15 protein-coding genes, 1 tRNA gene, 1 other RNA gene and 1 pseudogene are annotated in these 16,141 nt (G+C 70.7%); 8 read left to right on the top strand and 10 right to left on the bottom strand.

The window, feature by feature from the left end; genetic code table 11:
- Positions 1-42: 42 nt before the first annotated feature.
- The 3 genes and pseudogenes from ACFO0B_RS18415 to ACFO0B_RS18405 form a co-directional block, all read right to left on the bottom strand.
- Entirely contained in the window at positions 43-1,359 is a 1,317-nt protein-coding gene (locus ACFO0B_RS18415; RefSeq protein WP_378613684.1) for an ROK family transcriptional regulator, read from the bottom strand.
- Between the two features lie 407 nt (positions 1,360-1,766).
- Positions 1,767-2,480, bottom strand: coding sequence for a hypothetical protein (locus ACFO0B_RS18410; RefSeq protein WP_378613683.1), 714 nt, complete (start codon positions 2,478-2,480; stop codon positions 1,767-1,769).
- A 347-nt stretch (positions 2,481-2,827) separates the two neighbouring features.
- A pseudogene (locus ACFO0B_RS18405) lies at positions 2,828-3,400 on the bottom strand (HhH-GPD-type base excision DNA repair protein); the annotation flags it as partial.
- Positions 3,401-3,580: 180 nt separating this feature from the next.
- Here ACFO0B_RS18405 and ACFO0B_RS18400 point away from each other — a divergent pair.
- The gene (locus ACFO0B_RS18400; RefSeq protein ID WP_378613856.1) at positions 3,581-4,393 is read left to right on the top strand and encodes a methyltransferase domain-containing protein; all 813 of its coding nucleotides are present in this window, start codon (positions 3,581-3,583) and stop codon (positions 4,391-4,393) included.
- 46 nt (positions 4,394-4,439) lie between these two features.
- On the opposite strand, the gene ACFO0B_RS18395 is transcribed toward ACFO0B_RS18400, so the two are convergent.
- Both ACFO0B_RS18395 and ffs read right to left on the bottom strand, forming a co-directional pair.
- Positions 4,440-5,729 carry an aminotransferase class I/II-fold pyridoxal phosphate-dependent enzyme gene (locus ACFO0B_RS18395; RefSeq protein ID WP_378613682.1) on the bottom strand — a complete coding sequence of 430 codons (1,290 nt, stop codon included), beginning with the start codon at positions 5,727-5,729 and terminating at the stop codon, positions 4,440-4,442.
- Between the two features lie 132 nt (positions 5,730-5,861).
- Positions 5,862-5,956, bottom strand: an RNA gene (gene ffs / locus ACFO0B_RS18390) — signal recognition particle sRNA small type.
- Between the two features lie 83 nt (positions 5,957-6,039).
- Between ffs and ACFO0B_RS18385 the strand changes: the two genes are divergently transcribed.
- The 3 genes from ACFO0B_RS18385 (at position 6,040) to ACFO0B_RS18375 (ending at position 7,112) form a co-directional block, all read left to right on the top strand.
- A tRNA-Ser gene (locus tag ACFO0B_RS18385) sits at positions 6,040-6,124 on the top strand.
- Between the two features lie 157 nt (positions 6,125-6,281).
- The gene (locus ACFO0B_RS18380) at positions 6,282-6,596 is read left to right on the top strand and encodes a hypothetical protein (RefSeq protein WP_378613681.1); all 315 of its coding nucleotides are present in this window, start codon (positions 6,282-6,284) and stop codon (positions 6,594-6,596) included.
- Positions 6,597-6,638: 42 nt separating this feature from the next.
- Positions 6,639-7,112 carry a GNAT family N-acetyltransferase gene (locus tag ACFO0B_RS18375; RefSeq protein WP_378613680.1) on the top strand — a complete coding sequence of 158 codons (474 nt, stop codon included), beginning with the start codon at positions 6,639-6,641 and terminating at the stop codon, positions 7,110-7,112.
- Between the two features lie 74 nt (positions 7,113-7,186).
- Here ACFO0B_RS18375 and ACFO0B_RS18370 read toward each other — a convergent pair whose 3' ends face one another.
- Both ACFO0B_RS18370 and ACFO0B_RS18365 read right to left on the bottom strand, forming a co-directional pair.
- Complete coding sequence (locus tag ACFO0B_RS18370) at positions 7,187-8,536, bottom strand: hypothetical protein (RefSeq protein ID WP_378613679.1); 1,350 nt, start codon at positions 8,534-8,536, stop codon at positions 7,187-7,189.
- 118 nt (positions 8,537-8,654) lie between these two features.
- A complete protein-coding gene (locus ACFO0B_RS18365) occupies positions 8,655-8,840 on the bottom strand; it encodes a DUF397 domain-containing protein (RefSeq protein ID WP_378613854.1) in 186 nt (61 codons plus the stop codon).
- Between the two features lie 437 nt (positions 8,841-9,277).
- Here ACFO0B_RS18365 and ACFO0B_RS18360 point away from each other — a divergent pair, with 437 nt between their 5' ends.
- Genes ACFO0B_RS18360 through ACFO0B_RS18350 form a run of 3 tightly spaced genes read left to right on the top strand, consistent with a single transcriptional unit; the run spans position 9,278 to position 11,503 of the window.
- Entirely contained in the window at positions 9,278-9,760 is a 483-nt protein-coding gene (locus ACFO0B_RS18360) for a DUF309 domain-containing protein (RefSeq protein ID WP_378613678.1), read from the top strand.
- Positions 9,761-9,789: 29 nt separating this feature from the next.
- Entirely contained in the window at positions 9,790-10,746 is a 957-nt protein-coding gene (gene gluQRS / locus ACFO0B_RS18355; RefSeq protein WP_378613853.1) for a tRNA glutamyl-Q(34) synthetase GluQRS, read from the top strand.
- Positions 10,747-10,792: 46 nt separating this feature from the next.
- Positions 10,793-11,503, top strand: a complete 711-nt coding sequence (locus ACFO0B_RS18350; RefSeq protein WP_378613677.1) for an RDD family protein — start codon at positions 10,793-10,795, stop codon at positions 11,501-11,503.
- A 66-nt stretch (positions 11,504-11,569) separates the two neighbouring features.
- On the opposite strand, the gene ACFO0B_RS18345 is transcribed toward ACFO0B_RS18350, so the two are convergent.
- Positions 11,570-12,142, bottom strand: coding sequence for a DUF4190 domain-containing protein (locus ACFO0B_RS18345; protein ID WP_378613676.1), 573 nt, complete (start codon positions 12,140-12,142; stop codon positions 11,570-11,572).
- A 29-nt stretch (positions 12,143-12,171) separates the two neighbouring features.
- Here ACFO0B_RS18345 and ACFO0B_RS18340 point away from each other — a divergent pair, with 29 nt between their 5' ends.
- Positions 12,172-12,951, top strand: coding sequence for a queuosine precursor transporter (locus ACFO0B_RS18340; RefSeq protein ID WP_378613675.1), 780 nt, complete (start codon positions 12,172-12,174; stop codon positions 12,949-12,951).
- Between the two features lie 14 nt (positions 12,952-12,965).
- Here the strand turns inward: ACFO0B_RS18340 and tgt are convergent, their stop codons facing one another.
- Both tgt and ACFO0B_RS18330 read right to left on the bottom strand, forming a co-directional pair.
- Positions 12,966-14,207 (bottom strand): tRNA guanosine(34) transglycosylase Tgt, encoded by a 1,242-nt coding sequence (gene tgt, locus ACFO0B_RS18335; RefSeq protein ID WP_378613674.1) that lies wholly within the window; start codon positions 14,205-14,207, stop codon positions 12,966-12,968.
- Between the two features lie 26 nt (positions 14,208-14,233).
- A complete protein-coding gene (locus ACFO0B_RS18330) occupies positions 14,234-16,141 on the bottom strand; it encodes an ABC transporter ATP-binding protein (RefSeq protein WP_378613852.1) in 1,908 nt (635 codons plus the stop codon).

The following is a 16,141-nucleotide window of genomic DNA, read 5'->3' as shown; positions in this document are numbered from 1 at the left end:
GGCTCTTCGGCGGCGGCACCCGCTGAGCGGGTGCCGCGCGCCTCAGGCCTGCAGCCGGCGGACGGCGCCGAGCGGATCGGCGTAGAGCACGCTCAGCGAGGTCACCACCGCGGCGAATTCCTGCACCTTGCCGCCGAATCCGCTGATCCGGATATCGGTGGGCGGCAGCTGGCTGCCCTGCTGGAAGGCCTTGGCCACGTGCGACACGGCCGGGCGGTAGGCGGTGAAGGCCTGGCCGCCGAGGACCACCCGGTCCGGGTTCAGCATGTCCCGGACGAGCGCGACGGTGTGGCCGAGGATGGTGGCGCGCTCGGCGAGCAGCTCGCGCGCCGGCTCGGAGCCCGCCTCGGCGGCCCGGTACAGATCGGCGATGGTGGTGCCGCCGGTTCCGTTGTGCGCCGGGATGATCCCGCGCCCCACGGCGCGCGCGTGCACCGAGCGATCGCCGACGGTGACCTCGAGGCAGCCGGTCCGGCCGCAGCTGCAGCGCACGTCCGAGCCGGTGGGCAGGTGCGCGATGGAGCCGGGGCCGTTGCTCGGGGTGTGCACCCGGCCGTCGAGGGTGACGGCGATGCCCGCGGTCTCGCGGACGTAGAAGTAGAGGCTGCTGCCCTGGCCGGGCCCCTTGTCGCTCGCCGGCTTGCGGCCCGGCTTCTCCCCGACGCGGGCCGAATCCGGGACCGGGAGCAGCAGTTCGGAGGCGGCCATCGCCTCGACGTGCGGCGCGACCGAGACCGGGAGCTCGAGCACCTCGCCGAGCACCGGGCCGACGGCGGCACCGTGCCAGTCCAGCTTGGGGTGGTCGACGACGCCGGTGAGCGGGTCGACCCGGCCGCCGATGGCGACGCCGGCCCAGAGCGGCTTGCGCCGGTGCCAGCGCTGCAGGAACGCGCGGGCGCTGCGCGCGACGGTGTTCACCGCGAACTGCTGCCCGCTCTGCGGGGTCGCGATGGCGAGGCCGCCGAGGATCCGGCCGCGCAGGTCCGCGGCGACGATCTTGGTGGCCGCGGCGCCGATGTGGATGCCGAGCGTCAGGTACTTCTCGTGGTCCACCTCGAAGGGGACCCGGGGGCGGCCGACGGCGCCCGCGGCGGTGAGGTCGGGCCGCTCGCGCAGCAGGCCGGCCGCGAGCAGCGCGGAGACCTGCCGGTTCACGGTGGCGATGCTGGAGCCGGTGCTCCTGGCCGCGTCGTCACGGGAGACCGGGCCGGCGGTCGCCGCGCGGAGCACCGCGGCGGCCGGGTTGTCGGCGACCCGGAGTTCCGGGGTCACGACGGGACGCTGGGTACGCGGGCGGGCAGTCGGGGCGGACCGCGAAGTTCGTTCGGCGGTACGGGTGGACATCGTGGAAGACGACATCGTGAATCCTTATGCAATGTCCCGATCGGGACGGATACCTACGGGGTGCGGCAACGAGGCAGCACAAGCCCTGGGTGTGGGCTCAGCCGCGGCGGCGGGAACAACACAGTTCCCGGGTGAGCGGAAGCCGAAGGCCGAGCGCGAAGGTCACGTACGTGACCTTCGGGGCGGCGGTACGGCTGGCAGGCATAACTAGACGGTAACACCGGGGCGGGGCCCCACCAAGCTTTCCATGGGGAAAAACTGGGTAAAACCTTCCGATCGGATTCATTTCGGTGCCGAATCACAGCTGGTGAGAATAGTTTTCGTCAGGAGGGCGGGATACCACACCTTCTCCGGACAGCACGAAGCCCCGCCCGGTGGGTGAGTCGCCGGGCGGGGCTACGCGGTGGGTTGCGCGCGCCTGCCTACCTGGTGGGCGCGGGAGCCGGCGCGTTGATGGTCTGGAAGTACTGGATCGCCGCGGCGATCGCCACGGGGGCGGTGACGAGCAACTGCCCCGCAAGCGTGCCGAGCGCACCGATGGCGACGATGCCGCCGAAGCAGCCGATGACCGCGGCCGGAACGAACGGACCGAACAGCCCGACGATGGTGGCCGAGGCGACGGTGGCGCCCGCGATACCGCCGAGCACGCAGCCCGCGGCGCCGCCGACCAGGCCGCCGACCAGGGTGCCGATGGTGGCGCCCGCGGCGATGGTGCTGGTCAGCCTGGTCCAGGCCGCGACCTCACGGTCGTACTCGTTCTTCCACGGCGCCTTGTCCTCGTAGGGCAGCGCGACCGGCTTGTACTGCGCGTGTGCCAGATCGACCAGCGGCGTCAGCGTCGCCGAGTTCCCGGCGATATTCGCGGCGATCGGAAACTCGAACTCGTCGATCCGGAAATTCAGCGCGGTGCCGGCCACCACGGTGCCGTTCGGCGCCTTGACGCGGAACTCGTTGTCCTCGACGACCAGCGCGCCCTGGTCGATCGAGATGATCGACTGGGTATCGGTGGCGTGCGCGGTGAAATTCACGCCGCCGGACTCGGCGGGTGCCTGCGGCGCTGCCCCCGCGGTGCCGGTCACGACACCCGTCACCGCGGTGACCAGGGCCGCGGCTACGGCCAGCTTCCTCATCCTCATGGAGCTTCCCTCATCTCGTAGAGCTTTCGCCGGAAAGCATGTGTTACGGGAGGGTCACACGACGAGGGAAAAAAGCAGGGCGATTCCAATGGAGCGGAGGCGCCCCGGACGGCTTTCGTTTCCATCCAGGCGAAAGGATTCCGCCGCGCGGGATATTCCGCTGCGGTTTGCTTCGAGTGCCCTGGACAGGACGGCTACTCGGCGGCCGCCTTCTTCGCTCCGGCCGCCTTCTTGGTCGCGATCGTCCGTTTCGCCGTCGCCTTCTTCGCGGCGGCCTTCTTCACCGGCGCCTTGGCCGCCTTCTTCACCGGCGCCTTGGCCGCCTTCTTCACCGGCGCCGCACCCGCGGCGTCCGCGGCCGCCGCCTTTGCCTGCTTCTTGAACTCGCGCACCTGCGCCAACGTCTCCCCGTCGGTCACATCGGCCACCGAACGCCGCGACCCCTCGTCGCCGTACGCGCCGGCCGCCGCCCGCCAGCCTGCGGGCTCGACCCCGCGCTGCTTGCCGAGCAGCGCGAGGAAGATCTTGGCCTTCTGCTCCCCGTATCCGGGCAGGTCGCGCAGCCGGCGCAGCACCTCGGCGCCGTCCGGGTCACCGGCGGTCCAGAGCTGCTCGGCGCGCCCGTCGTAGTGCTCGATCAGGTAGCGGGCCAGGTCCTGGGCGCGGCGGGCCATGGAGCGGCCGTACCGGTGGATGGCGGGCGGGGTCGCGCAGAGCTCCTCGAACTCGGCCGGATCGGCCTCCGCGATCCGGTGGATGTCGAAGCCGCCCATCCGATCGGCGATCTTCTTCGGCCCGCGGAAGGCGTGCTCCATCGGGTACTGCTGGTCGAGCAGCATGCCGAGCAGGGTGGCGAAGTGATCGGCGCTGAGCAGTTCGTCGGCCCCCGGCTCCTGGGCCAGGCAGAGCGTGCGGCTCATCGGTACTCCTCGATCGGGGCGGGCGCCTCCATCATCGCACTCCGCGCGCAGGCGAATCTCTGGTGACCCACCTCACAAACCGGCCGCGCGTGATCATCGCGCCCCACGTAGGCTCGCCGCATGCCTCAGACGACGCCCCTGCCACAGCCGACGGCGCCACAGACGGACGGGAAGCACACCATGACCACCGACGGGTTGCGACCGGATCGATTCGACCGCGAAGGGCACGACCAGCTGGTCGACGTTCGCGACCTGCAAGCCGCCCTGCCCGGCATCCACCGGCTGCGCACCTGGGCGCACGAGGCGCTCGCGCTCGCCCCCGGTGAGCGCGCGGTCGACATCGGCTCCGGCACCGGCTCGGAGGTCTTCGCCTTCGCCGACGCGGTCGGCCCCACCGGCACCGCGATCGGCGTCGAGCCGGACCAGAACCTGCTCGCCTCGGCGCAGCGCCGCGCCACCGAGCTCGGCGCGCACGCGGAGTTCCACCCCGGCGACGCCTACGGCATCCCGTTCCGCGCCAACTCCTTCGACGCGGTGCTCTGCGAGCGGGTGTTCCAGCACCTCACCACCCCGCTGCGGGCGGCGCGGGAGATCGAGCGGGTGCTGCGGCCGGGTGGCCGCACGGTGGTGATGGACGTGGACTGGGGCACCGCGATCCTGCACCCCGGCGCCAGGGACATCACCCGCGAGGTGATCGAGACGCTGCTCGCCAGCACCACCAACCCGCTCTCCGGACGCAGGCTCCCCGGCCTGCTCACCAAGGCCGGGCTGGAGATCGACGACATCGGCTCGCACGCGCTGGTGCAGGAGCGGGCGGCCGCGGCGGGCTCGCTGGTCACCAAGATCTCGGCCATGGCGGTCGCCCGCGGCCGGATCACCGAGCCCCAGCGGGAGGAACTGCTCGCCGAACTCGCCCGCGGCGCCGAGACCGGCGACATCCACCTCTCGGTGACCATGTTCGCGGTGTTCGCGCACAAACCGGAAGGCCGGTAGCGCCCGCGCGGGCGGCGGACGCCCGCCCGCCGCCGCCCGCCGGGGCTCAGTTGTCCAGGTGCTTCTCGGTGGCGGCCAGCAGCACGCAGGTGGCCAGCCCCTCCATCGCCTGCTCCAGCTCGGGCAGCCCGGGGAAGCTCGGCGCGATCCGGATGTTCCTGTCCTCCGGGTCCTTCTTGTACGGGAACGCGGAACCCGCCGCGGTGAGCGCGATTCCGGCGTCCTTCGCCAGCGCGATCACCCTGGCCGCGGTGCCTTCGAGCACGTCGAGGCTGATGAAGTAGCCACCCTTTGGCTCGGTCCAGGACGCCACCTTCGAGGCGCCGAGCCGGTCCTCCAGGATCCGCAGCACCAGCGCGAACTTGGGCTCCAGGATCGCCCTGTGCTTCTGCATGTGCGCCCGCACGCCATCCGCGTCGCCGAAGAAGCGCAGGTGCCGCAGCTGATTGATCTTGTCCGGGCCGATGCTCTTCTTCCCGGCGTGGGTCAGGTACCAGTCCAGATTCGCCGTCGCCGCGCCGAAGAAGCTGACCCCCGCGCCGGCGAAAGTGATCTTGGAGGTGGAGGCGAAGACCAGCGGGCGGTTCGGGTTCCCCGCCGCCGCGGCCAGCCCGAGCACGTCGAGCACCGGGGCCGCGGTGTCGGTGAGCGGATGCACCGCGTACGCGTTGTCCCAGAACAGCCGGAAGTCCGGCGCGGCGGCCGGCATCGAGACCAGCGCGCGCGCAACCTCTTCGGAGAAGACGACACCGCTCGGGTTCGAGTAGTTCGGCACCGCCCAGAGGCCCTTGATCGCCGGGTCGGCCGCGACCAGCTCGGCGATCAGGGCGGTGTCCGGCCCGTCCGGGCCGATCGGCACCGGAATCATCTCGACGCCGAGACTCTCGGTGATCGCGAAGTGCCGGTCGTACCCGGGACTCGGGCACAGGAACTTCACCACCGGCTCGCTCGCCCAGCGCCGCTCGGAATCCGGGGTGCCGTAGAGCATCGCGAAGACCAGCACGTCGTGCATGATCTCCAGGCTCGCGTTGTTGCCCGCGATCAGGTTCGCGACCGGGATGCCGAGCAGCTCACCGAAGATGGCGCGCAGCTCGGGCAGGCCGTGCTGGCCGCCGTAGTTGCGGCAGTCGGTGCCGGAGCCGTCCCGGTAGTCGCCGTCGCCGGGCAGGGTGAGCAGCCGCGCCGAGAGGTCGAGCTGCTCCGGCGCGGGCTTGCCGCGGGTGAGATCCAGCGTGAGCTTCTCGGTCTGGAGCTTCGCGTAACTCGCGGCCTGGGTCTCGTGCTCGGACACCAGTTCCTCGTGGCTCATCAAACCGATCTGCGTTTGCCGGGACATCCTGAGCAGCCTTTCAAGCAGCGTGGGGGTGGAAGCGCCGCTCACGTTACTCGAGACCGGCGCAGCGCCGGGTGCCGTTGGCACGGCCGGGAAGTGCGGAACGGGCGGCCGATCGCCGCGCCGGGGGAGGGATTGAGGGGACCCCGCGCACCCGGCAGAGCCCGTTGACCCTTGCTGCCTTCCGGCCCTGGGGGAGTTCACAGGATGCGCGCCGCGCGGGATCCGTCGGCCAGTGTAGCGGCCCACACCCGCCGTGGCCCAATCCGGGGCGGTTTGGGTCGTCGGCGCCCCGTTCGCTATGCTGCTGCACGGAGGATTCGCCTAGTGGCCTATGGCGCTCGCCTGGAACGCGGGTTGGGTTAACGCCCTCAGGGGTTCAAATCCCCTATCCTCCGCATCGGCCCGGGCCGGGAACACCAGTTCCCGGCCCGGGCCTTTTCCGTGTCACCGCCCGTTCGCCTAAGTGACCGCAAATTCCCTGCCGATTGAGGCTTCCACCACGCTGGCAACCTGCTAAGTTAATGACAATTCTTCCAGCAGAGGAGCGCAACGATGCGTACAAGCCTTCGTCTCACCGCCGCCTCGGTCGCGGCGGCAGCCCTGGTCGCCACCGCCTCCGGCGCCATGGCGCAGCCGATCGAGCCCGCCCCGGCGCCGGTCGCCACCGACCGCTACAGCACCAGCTCCTCCGGTGCCGACCACGCGGGCGACGCGCTGCGCACCGGGCAGTACCTGATCCAGCAGGGCAATGTGATCGGCGTCCTCGTGCTGCTGGTCACCGCCCCGTTCAAGATCTTCACCAGCGGTGTCTGCGATCTGGCCGCCGGCTCCAGCCTGCCCAACCCGTGCGTGCCGAACGTCTGGTAATCCGGTTGCCACACCGGCACCGGGCCGACCAGGCTGGCCCGCGTGCCGGATATCGCGCTGCACCCGCTGACCGAGGACACCCTGCCCGCGCTGCTCGCCGCCGCGGTCGCCGACGCCGACCCGCTCGAGGTCATGCCGCCGGTTGCCGGTCAACCCGGGTGGACGGCGGAGCGGCGCGCCGCCTTCCTCAGCTTCCACCGGGCGCGCGGACTCGCCGCCGAGCCGATCGAGCTGACCTTCGTCGTCCTCGAGCTGAACGCGGTGGTCGGCGCGGCCCGGCTGCGACCGACCGGCGCCGGTGAATTCGAGACCGGCATCTGGCTCGGCCGCGGCGCGCGCGGCCGCGGGGTCGGCCGCGCCGTGGTCGCGCTGCTGCGCGCCGAGGCATCGCGCGCCGGGGCGCGGCGCATGGTCGCGACGACGACCGCGGAGAATGCCGCCGCGCGCGGGCTCATGGACAGCGCGAGCGTCCGGGTCGACGGCACGGACGTGCACGGCACCTGGCGGCTGCACTGATCGACCCCGCACCGAGATGCGCGGGCCCATGGACGGCGCGGCCTCCGGATCACGGCACTGAGATGCCGCGCTGATCAATCCCGGTGCGCGGCAACGACTTCGGCCACGGCCGCGGCCAGGATCGCCAGGTATCGATCCGGGTCGGGCAGCACCGCCGGGTCGGCGTGCACCGAGAGCGTCACGGTGTCACCGAGGCCGGTCACGCCGTGTGTCAGGTGCATGACGCTGCCCAGCGCGGGAAAGCCGCTGCTCCAGCGCACCGCTCCCCCGCCGAAGCGCAGATCCGCCGGACCGCGGTGCACGCTGGAGACGACGGTGTGGCCGGTGATCTCGCTCGGCACGACATCGGCCGGGTACCGCTCGATATCCCGGCGCAGCACCGCGGCGGGCAGCACCGCTGTCACCCGGTCCTGCGCCAGGAGCAGCGGGTGCATCGCCCTGGTGCGGCGCGCGGCGAGCTCGGCGGCGATCAGCGCCGAGCGCGCCCGCAGCTCCGGCACCTCCGGGTGCAGCTCGACGCCGACGCTGCGGAAATTGTTCCGCCCACCCGCACCCGCCGGAATCGCCACCGGCACCTGTGCGCCGAGCCGCCGCACCTCGTGCCCGCGCTCGGCGAGGTACCGGGCGAGCGCCACCGAGACGACGGTCGACGCCAGCGCGGTGACGGTGCGGCCCGGCGCGCGCAGTTCATCGGCGGGCAGCACCAGCACCCGTGCGACGTGCCCGGTCGGCATCGCGGCGGGGTTCAGCGGCCCCGGCGGATAGCAGGGGCCGGGCGGCGGGATCTCCCCCGCGGCCGTGCGCGCCGCCAGCTCCCGCCCGGCCCTGGCCGCGCCGAGACCGCGCAGCACCGTCGCCCCCAGCCGCCAGGGGTAGAGCGCCACGCCCGCCAGCGCGCGCCGCACCCCAGCCGCGCGCACATCCGCACGTGCAGCGGAGACCGGCTCCCCGGCCCCGAAGAGCTGCCGCGCCAGCCGAGCCGCACCGCGGCCGTCGGCAAGCGCATGCGACACCTGCAGCACCGCGACGAGCGCCGGATCGCCGGTGACACCCGTTCCAGGGACACCGCGTACCCCGCGGAAGACGTGCAACCGCCACGGAAACTCCGCGGCCTCGACCCTGCTGCCGAGCAGGACCCCGAGCGCACGCGACACCCCGTGCCAATCGGAATCGGGAATCTCGTGTTGCCGGAATTGTTCTGAATGGAATTGTGAGGGCGTCCAGAACGGCTGGTTCAGGTCGGCGGGAGTCCGGCGGAGGCGAACCGAGAGTTCCGGGATGCGCGAGCTGCGGCGGGCGATGAATTCGCGCAGTTCCGCGTCGGGGAGCCCGGTATCGGTGAAACAGTAGAGCAGGAAGAGATCGGTGGGGCCGCGCGCCGAGAGCCAGTACATCGTCGCGTCCTGCGCTGCCAGCGATTCCACCGACCCGAGGTTACCGGCGCCGGTACGGAGTGCCAGCGCGGGCTAACGGCCCCGGACGCGCGAAGGCCCCGAGCCCGCCGGCTCGGGGCCATCCATTCCGCTCGAGAATCCGACCGGTTCAGCGGCGGCGGAATTCCGCACCGGGTAGCCCGGCTAGGAACGTGTTCCATTCGCCCCGGGCGAACGCCAGCACCGGGCCACGACCATCGGCCTTGCTGTCCCGGACCGCTACGTTGCCGTCGATCAGGAATGCGACTTCCACACAGTTCCCGTCGGGCCCACTGTAACTACTCTTCCGCCACACAGCGCCGGTTGTATCAACCTCCACGGCACTAGTCTCCTTTGCTGCGTCGAGAACGATAAATCCTGAGTTCGTTCACGGCACCGGGCTTCGCGCATGCGAAACCCAGGTACGTCAATTAGTTGATGGTGTCGAGCATCCCCAGTGCGTCGCGAGTGCACTGTTCGCCTAGGTGATAACCACCTCGATCAGGGCCGGCCCCGTGCTAGACAGTAGCAGGTCCACCGAAAAATTGCTCACCTCATACCTATTCGACTCCGTTCCTGCGCCGAAAGGTGCAGTTCGGGATGTTGCGCAACCATTGCCGGGCGCCACGGACCATTCCCCAGCAACGCTTGAAGTCTACATTCCAACACGGCGTGATTTGTTCGTGATCGTTCATTTTTAATCCCGTCGGGTGGCCGAACCGGGCAACTGGGCACACCGTGGATGATGGACGGATGCACGACCGCGAACGAGATGCCGAGGGCAGGGCGCGCAACGCCAGACCCCGCGACAGCTTCGGCAGGCCGCTGCCGCCGGGCAGCGTCGGGGTGCCGCGGATCCCGGACGACCTGGAGCTTCCGCCGGACCGCACGCTCGGCTACGCACAGGAGTTGCTCGACGACGGCCTCGCCTTCAACGCGCACGAGGTGCTGGAGGCGGCCTGGAAGAACGGCCCGTTCGCCGAGCGGCTGCTCTGGCAGGGGCTGGCCCAGCTCGCGGTCGGGTTGACCCACATCCAGCGCGGCAATCCCACAGGCGCGCGCACCCTGCTGCTCCGCGCCGCCGGGCGGCTCGAGCTGTACACCCCGGAGCCGGGCGGCGAGCACGGCGTCGACCGCGCCGGGCTGATCGAGTACACCCGCGCGCTGCTCGCGCTGCTCGCCGCGGGCGCGGCGATCGGCCCGGACGATCTGCGCCCGGCACTGCGCGGCCGATGAGGGCACCGGACCCCGGCGCCGCACAGCCGATGGACGCGCCCGAACCCGACACAGCGCTCCCGGCGAACTCGCCCGAACCCGGCGCCGGGCGTTACGCGCCGAGCCCCTCCGGCGACCTGCACCTCGGCAATCTCCGAACCGCCGTCCTCGCCTGGCTCTTCGCCCGCTCCACCGGCCGCCGCTTCCTGCTGCGCATGGAGGATCTGGACCGGGTCCGCCCCGGCGCCGCCGAGCGCCAGCTCGCCGACCTGCGCGCCATCGGCCTGGACTGGGACGGCGAGGTGATCAGGCAGTCGGCGCGGCTGCCGCACTACCGCGCCGCCGTCGCGCGGCTCACCGCCGCGGGCCGCACCTACGAATGCTTCTGCACCCGCAGGGAGATCCAGCAGGCGGCGACCGCGCCGCACGCACCGCAGGGCGCCTACCCGGGCACCTGCCGCGCGCTCACCCCGGACCAGCGCGCCGAGTTCCTGGCCGCGGGGCGACCGGCCGCGATCCGGTTGCGCGCCGAGGTCGCCGAGTTCGAGATCGCCGACGAACTGCACGGCCGCTACCGCGGGGCCGTTGACGACGTGGTGCTGCTGCGCGGCGACGGCGTCCCCGCCTACAACCTCGCGGTGGTGCTCGACGACGCCGCGCAGGGAATCGACCAGGTGGTGCGCGGCGACGACCTGCTCTCCTCCGCGCCGCGACAGGCGTATCTCGCCACCCTGCTCGGCTTTCCGGTGCCGCGCTACGCGCACGTTCCGCTGGTACTCAACGCGGCGGGGCAGCGGCTCGCCAAGCGCGACGGGGCGGTGACGCTCGCCGATCGCCGTGCGCTCGGCGATTCGGCGGAGCGAGTTTTCGCGCTACTGGCCGGTTCGCTCGGCCTCGCCGGGCGCACTCCGGCCGCTGTGCTGGCCCGATTCGATCCCGCGCGGTTGCCGCGCGATCCCTGGACACTGGACCCGAATAGGTTGTCGCCAGCGAAGGAATGTCCGTAACGTACGCACTCGACCCGATCGACTGATCACGGACGAGGACATACATATGACGAGCGGTGGGTACGACCCCAACCAGTATCCGCAGGGCGGGCAGCAGTACCCGCAGGGCGGCGGCCAGCAATACCCCCAGCAGGGCGGCGGGCAGCAGTACGGCCAGCAGCAGCCCCAGTACGGGCAGGACCCGTACGGCCAGCAGCAGCCCCAGTACGGCCAGCAGCCGCAGTACGGGCAGCAGCCGCAGTACGGCCAGGATCCCTACGGCCAGCAGCAGCAGTACCCGCAGACCGGTCAGCAGTACGGCCAGCAGCCGGGCTACACCGGCCCCGGGCAACCCGGTGACCTCGGCATTCGCATCGTGGCCCGGATCATCGACAACCTGATCGTTGGTATCCCGGTCGCCATCGTCGCGGCGCTCATCGGCTACGACAACTTCGTCGGGCAGTTCATCGCCGGCCTGCTGATCTCGCTCGCCGGCATCGCCTACTTCGTCGCGCTGGAGACCTCGCAGGGCGCCACGCTCGGCAAGAAGATCTTCGGCCTCAAGGTGCTCGCCCCCGGCGGCGCGGCCAAGATCGACCCGCAGACCTCGGTCAAGCGCAACCTGTTCATGCTCGCCAACGTGATCCCCTGCGTCGGCGGCCTGATCTCGCTCGGCCTGATCATCTACATCATGGTCACCATCTCGAACGACCCGAACCGGCAGGGCTGGCACGACAAGTTCGCCGGCGGCACCCAGGTCGTCAAGACCGGGCAGTAGGCCACAGCGAACGAAACGAGGGGCGCCCCCACCACCGGTGGAGGCGCCCCTCGCGCGTTTCCCCGGTCAGGCCGACCCGACGAGCACGATCACGAAGTACACGATGGTCAGCACGATGCCGCCGACGCCGATCCAGATGCCTGCCAGCGCCATGTTGCGGCCGTCCTGGCCGTTGCGCTCCTTGATCTGGTTCAGCGCCATGACGCCGAGGACGATGCCGACGATCGAGCCGATGCAGGTGCAGAGCCCGACCAGCGAGACGATCAGCGAGGCGATGGCGAGGCCGTTGGTGCCCTGGTTCTGCTGGTAGCCGTAGGGCTGGTAACCGCCCGCGTAACCCGGATTGGCGTAGTTCGGCTGCGGCTGGCCGTACGGCTGCGCGGCGGGTTGCTGCGGGTAGCTCGGGTACGACTGGCCCGGGTAGGGCTGCTGCGGCTGGCTCTGCGGCTGCCCGTACTGCTGCTGGCCGTACTGCTGCTGCTGGCCGTACTGCTGCTCGGGCTGCTGCGGCGCCGACGGGTATCCGGGCTGGTCGGAGGTCGGGTACTGCGGCGCCGAGCTCTGCGCGCCGGAGTCGGGCGACACGCCCTGGCCGCCGTACTGCTTCCACCACTCGTCGGAATCGCCGGGATTCGTCATGGCTACAGCGTATTCCACGACCTGGTTTGATGAGGCACGTGACCGATTCCACCAAGCTCGACGACCACGACGGGTCTGGGCGCCCCGTGTCCGGCCATGCGGCATTCGCCCAGGCGGCACGGGGCTACTACACCCCGATCGTGGCGCTCTTCGCCACCACCCTGATCATCTCCAACGTCTGCGCCACCAAGGGCGTGGAGTTCTTCGCCGGCTCTTCGCTGATGCTCGGACCGGTGCAGATCCTGCCGATCGCCACCGACGGCGCCTTCTTCCTCTTCCCGCTCGCCTACATCCTCGGCGACGTGCTCAGCGAGGTGTACGGCTTCCGCGCGACCAGGCGCGCCGTGCTCTACGGCTTCACCGCGCTGCTGATCACCGTCGCCTGCTTCGCCATCGCGATCCGGCTGCCGGCCGCCGGCTTCTACGAGAACCAGGAGGCGTTCCGCACCGTCATCGGCACGACGCCGCGGCTGGTGCTCGCCGGGCTGGCCGGCTACCTGGTCGGGCAGCTGCTGAACTCCGCCACGCTGGTGCTGATCAAGGAACGCACCAAGGAGAAGTACCTCTGGGCCCGGCTGATCGGCTCCACCATCGTCGGCGAGTTCGCCGACACCCTGCTCTTCTGCGCCATCGCGGCCGGTGCCATCGGCATCGACACCTGGCAGCAGTTCCTGAACTACCTGGTGGTCGGCTTCCTCTGGAAGACGCTGTGCGAGGTGCTGGTCCTGCCGATCACCTACCGGGTGATCGCCTGGCTGAAGCAGCACGAGGACTACGGGCCGCGCCCCGGCCCGGCTATCGCGGAGTGAGCCGAGGGGGCGGCTCACTTGGTGGCCGCCCTCCCGGTGCCCCAGCGGCCGAGCGTCTCCGCGCGGAACTCCTCGTAGTCGCCCGCGATGATGCTGGCCCGGATCCGATCCAGCAGCCGCACCGTGAAGCGCTCGTTGTGCACCGTGCAGAGCGTGGAGGCGAGCATCTCCTTGGCCTTGAACAGGTGGTGCAGGTACGCCCGCGTGTAGTGCGCGCAGGTGTAGCAGTCGCACTCGTCGTCGATCGGGGTGAAATCCCGGCGGAACCGGCTGGTGTTGATGTTGTAGCGGCCGTCCGGGTGGTAGACGGCGGCATTGCGCGCGACCCGGGAGGGGTTCACGCAGTCGAAGGTGTCGGCGCCGTTCTGCACCGCGGCGAAGAGATCCTCCGGTTCGCTGATGCCGAGCATGTGCCGCGGCCGCTCCTCCGGCAGCTCGTCGCAGCACCAGCCGACGATCGCGCCGAGCTTCGCCTTCTCCAGCGCACCGCCGATGCCGTACCCGTCGAACCCCGACCCGTCCGCGCCGCGCAGCGCGGCCAGCTCGCGGCAGGCCTTGCGCCGCAGATCCTCGTACTGCGCGCCCTGGATCACGCCGAAGAGCGCCTGGTAGGGCCGGTGCGCACGCTGCGCGGTGAGCTTCTCGTGCTCGTCCAGGCAGCGCTGCGCCCAGCGGTGCGTGCGGGCCAGCGCCTCCTCCTGGTAGCGGCGGGTGTTCAGCAGCGTGGTCAGCTCGTCGAAGGCGAACATGATGTCGGCGCCGAGCTGGTGCTGGATCCCCATCGAGACCTCGGGGGTGAACCGGTGCGCCGAGCCGTCCAGGTGCGAGCGGAAGGTGACGCCGTCCTCGTCGACGGTGGCGAGCCGCTCCTTGCCCGGCGCGATCACGTCGTCGTTCTGCACGGTGACCGCCTCCATGGCGAGCACCTTCTTGAACCCGGCGCCGAGCGACATCACCTGAAACCCGCCGCTGTCGGTGAAGGTCGGGCCCGGCCAGTTCATGAAGGCGCCGAGCCCGCCCGCCTCGTCCACGATGTCGGGGCCGGGCTGCAGGTAGAGGTGGTAGGCATTGGCCAGCACCGCCTGCGACCCGAGCTCGGCCATGGTCTCCGGCAGCACCGCCTTGACCGTCGCCTTGGTACCGACCGGGACGAAGGCGGGGGTGGCGATCTCGCCGTGCGGGGTCGAGATCACCCCGGCGCGCCCGTGCCGCCCCGGCAGCCTGGCATCGATGCGGAACGAGAAGTCGGCAGCCACGCCGCCCATCCTCGCAGGCGCCCCGGTCACACCTGTGCGGTGGCCGCCGCGAACTGGGCGTTGTAGAGCCGGTAGTAGGCGCCGCGGCGTTCCAGCAGCTCGTGGTGCGTGCCCTGCTCCACGATGGTGCCCTTCTCCATCACCACGATCAGGTCGGCGTCCCTGATCGTGGAGAGCCGGTGCGCGATCACGAAGCTGGTGCGGTCCCGGCGCAGCGCCGCGGTGGCCTGCTGCACCAGCAGCTCGGTGCGGGTGTCGACCGAGCTGGTCGCCTCGTCCAGGATCAGGATGGACGGCTTGGCCAGGAAGGCCCGCGCGATGGTGATGAGCTGCTTCTCGCCCGCGCTCACCCCCGACCCCTCCTCGTCGATCACGGTGTCGTACCCCTCCGGCAGCGCGTGCACGAAGCGGTCGACGTAGGCGTCGCGCGCGGCCGCGAGGATCTCCGCCTCGGTGGCGTGCTCGTTGCCGTAGGCGATGTTCTCCCTGATGGTGCCGCGGAAGAGCCAGGTGTCCTGCAGCACCATGCCCATCCGGTCACGCAGCGCGTCGCGGGTCATGGCGGTGATGTCGGCGCCGTCGATCCGGATGGCGCCGGAGTCGAGCTCGTAGAAGCGCATGAGCAGGTTGACCAGCGTGGTCTTGCCCGCGCCGGTCGGCCCCACGATGGCGACAACGTGCCCGGGCTCGGCGACCAGCGAGAGCCCGTCCAGCACCGGCGTCTCCGGGTCGTACCGGAACGACACGTGATCGAACTCGACCCGGCCCCTTCCCTCGCCCGGCGCGGCGAACTCCACCGGGTCCTTGCCCTGCTCCTCGGCGTCCAGGATCTCGAAGATCCGCTCCGCCGAGGCGACCCCGGACTGCAGCAGGTTGGCCATGGCGCCGATCTGCGTGAGCGGCTGGCTGAACTGGCGCGAGTACTGGATGAAGGCCTGCACGTCGCCGAGCGAGAGGTTGCCCGTCGCCACCCGGATCCCGCCGACCAGCGCGACCAGCACGAAGTTGAGGTTCCCGAGGAACATGATCGCCGGCATGATCAGCCCGGAGATGAACTGCGCCTTGAAGCTGGACTGGTAGAGCTGCTCGTTGCGCCGGTCGAACTCCGCGCCCACCTCGGCGACCCGGCCGAAGGCGGTGACGATCTCGTGGCCGGTGTAGGCCTCCTCGACCTGGGCGTTCACGATGCCGGTGTACTTCCACTGGTCCACGAAGTGCGGCTTGGAGCGCTTCGCGATCTGCGCCGTCACCACCACCGCGGCCGGCACGGTGAGCAGCGCGATCACCGCGAGCAGCGGCGAGATCCAGAACATCACGATCAGGATGCCGAGCACCGAGAAGACCGAGGTGAGCAGCTGGCTCATGGTCTGCTGCAGGCTCTGCGAGACGTTGTCGACGTCGTTGGTGACCCGGCTCAGCAGGTCGCCGCGCGGCGTGGAGTCGAAGTAGCGCAGCGGGAGCCGGTGGATCTTGTCCTCCACGTCGGCGCGCAGCTGCTTGACGGTCCGGTTGATCACCAGGTTCAGCAGGAATGCCTGCAGCCAGCCGAAGATGGCCGCGCCGATGTAGAGCGCGAGGACGAGCACGAGCACCCGGCCGACGGCGTCGAAGTCGACGCCGACGCCGGGCACCGCGTTCATCGCGCCGAGCATGTCGGCGAAGGTGTCCTGGCCGCTCGCCCTGACACCCGCGATCGCCTCGTCCCTGGTGGTGCCGGGCGGGAACGGCAGGTTCTTGCCGACGACGCCGTCGAAGATCAGGTTGGTGGCCCTGCCGAGGATGTACGGGCCGAGGGTGTTCAGCACCACCGACACGGTCACCAGCGTCACGATGAGGCCGACCTGCATCCGGTGCGGCCGCAACCGGCCGAGCAGCCGCTTCAGCGAAGGCTTGAACGACTTCGCCTTGGTCTCCGGCGCCCCCGGCACCGGCAT

The sequence above is a fragment of the Nocardia jiangsuensis genome, from assembly GCF_042650385.1.
GTDB classification, from domain to species: Bacteria; Actinomycetota; Actinomycetes; order Mycobacteriales; family Mycobacteriaceae; genus Nocardia; species Nocardia jiangsuensis.
The sequence above is the reverse complement of the archived record's forward strand: the minus strand, read 5'-3'. Positions and strand labels throughout refer to the sequence as shown.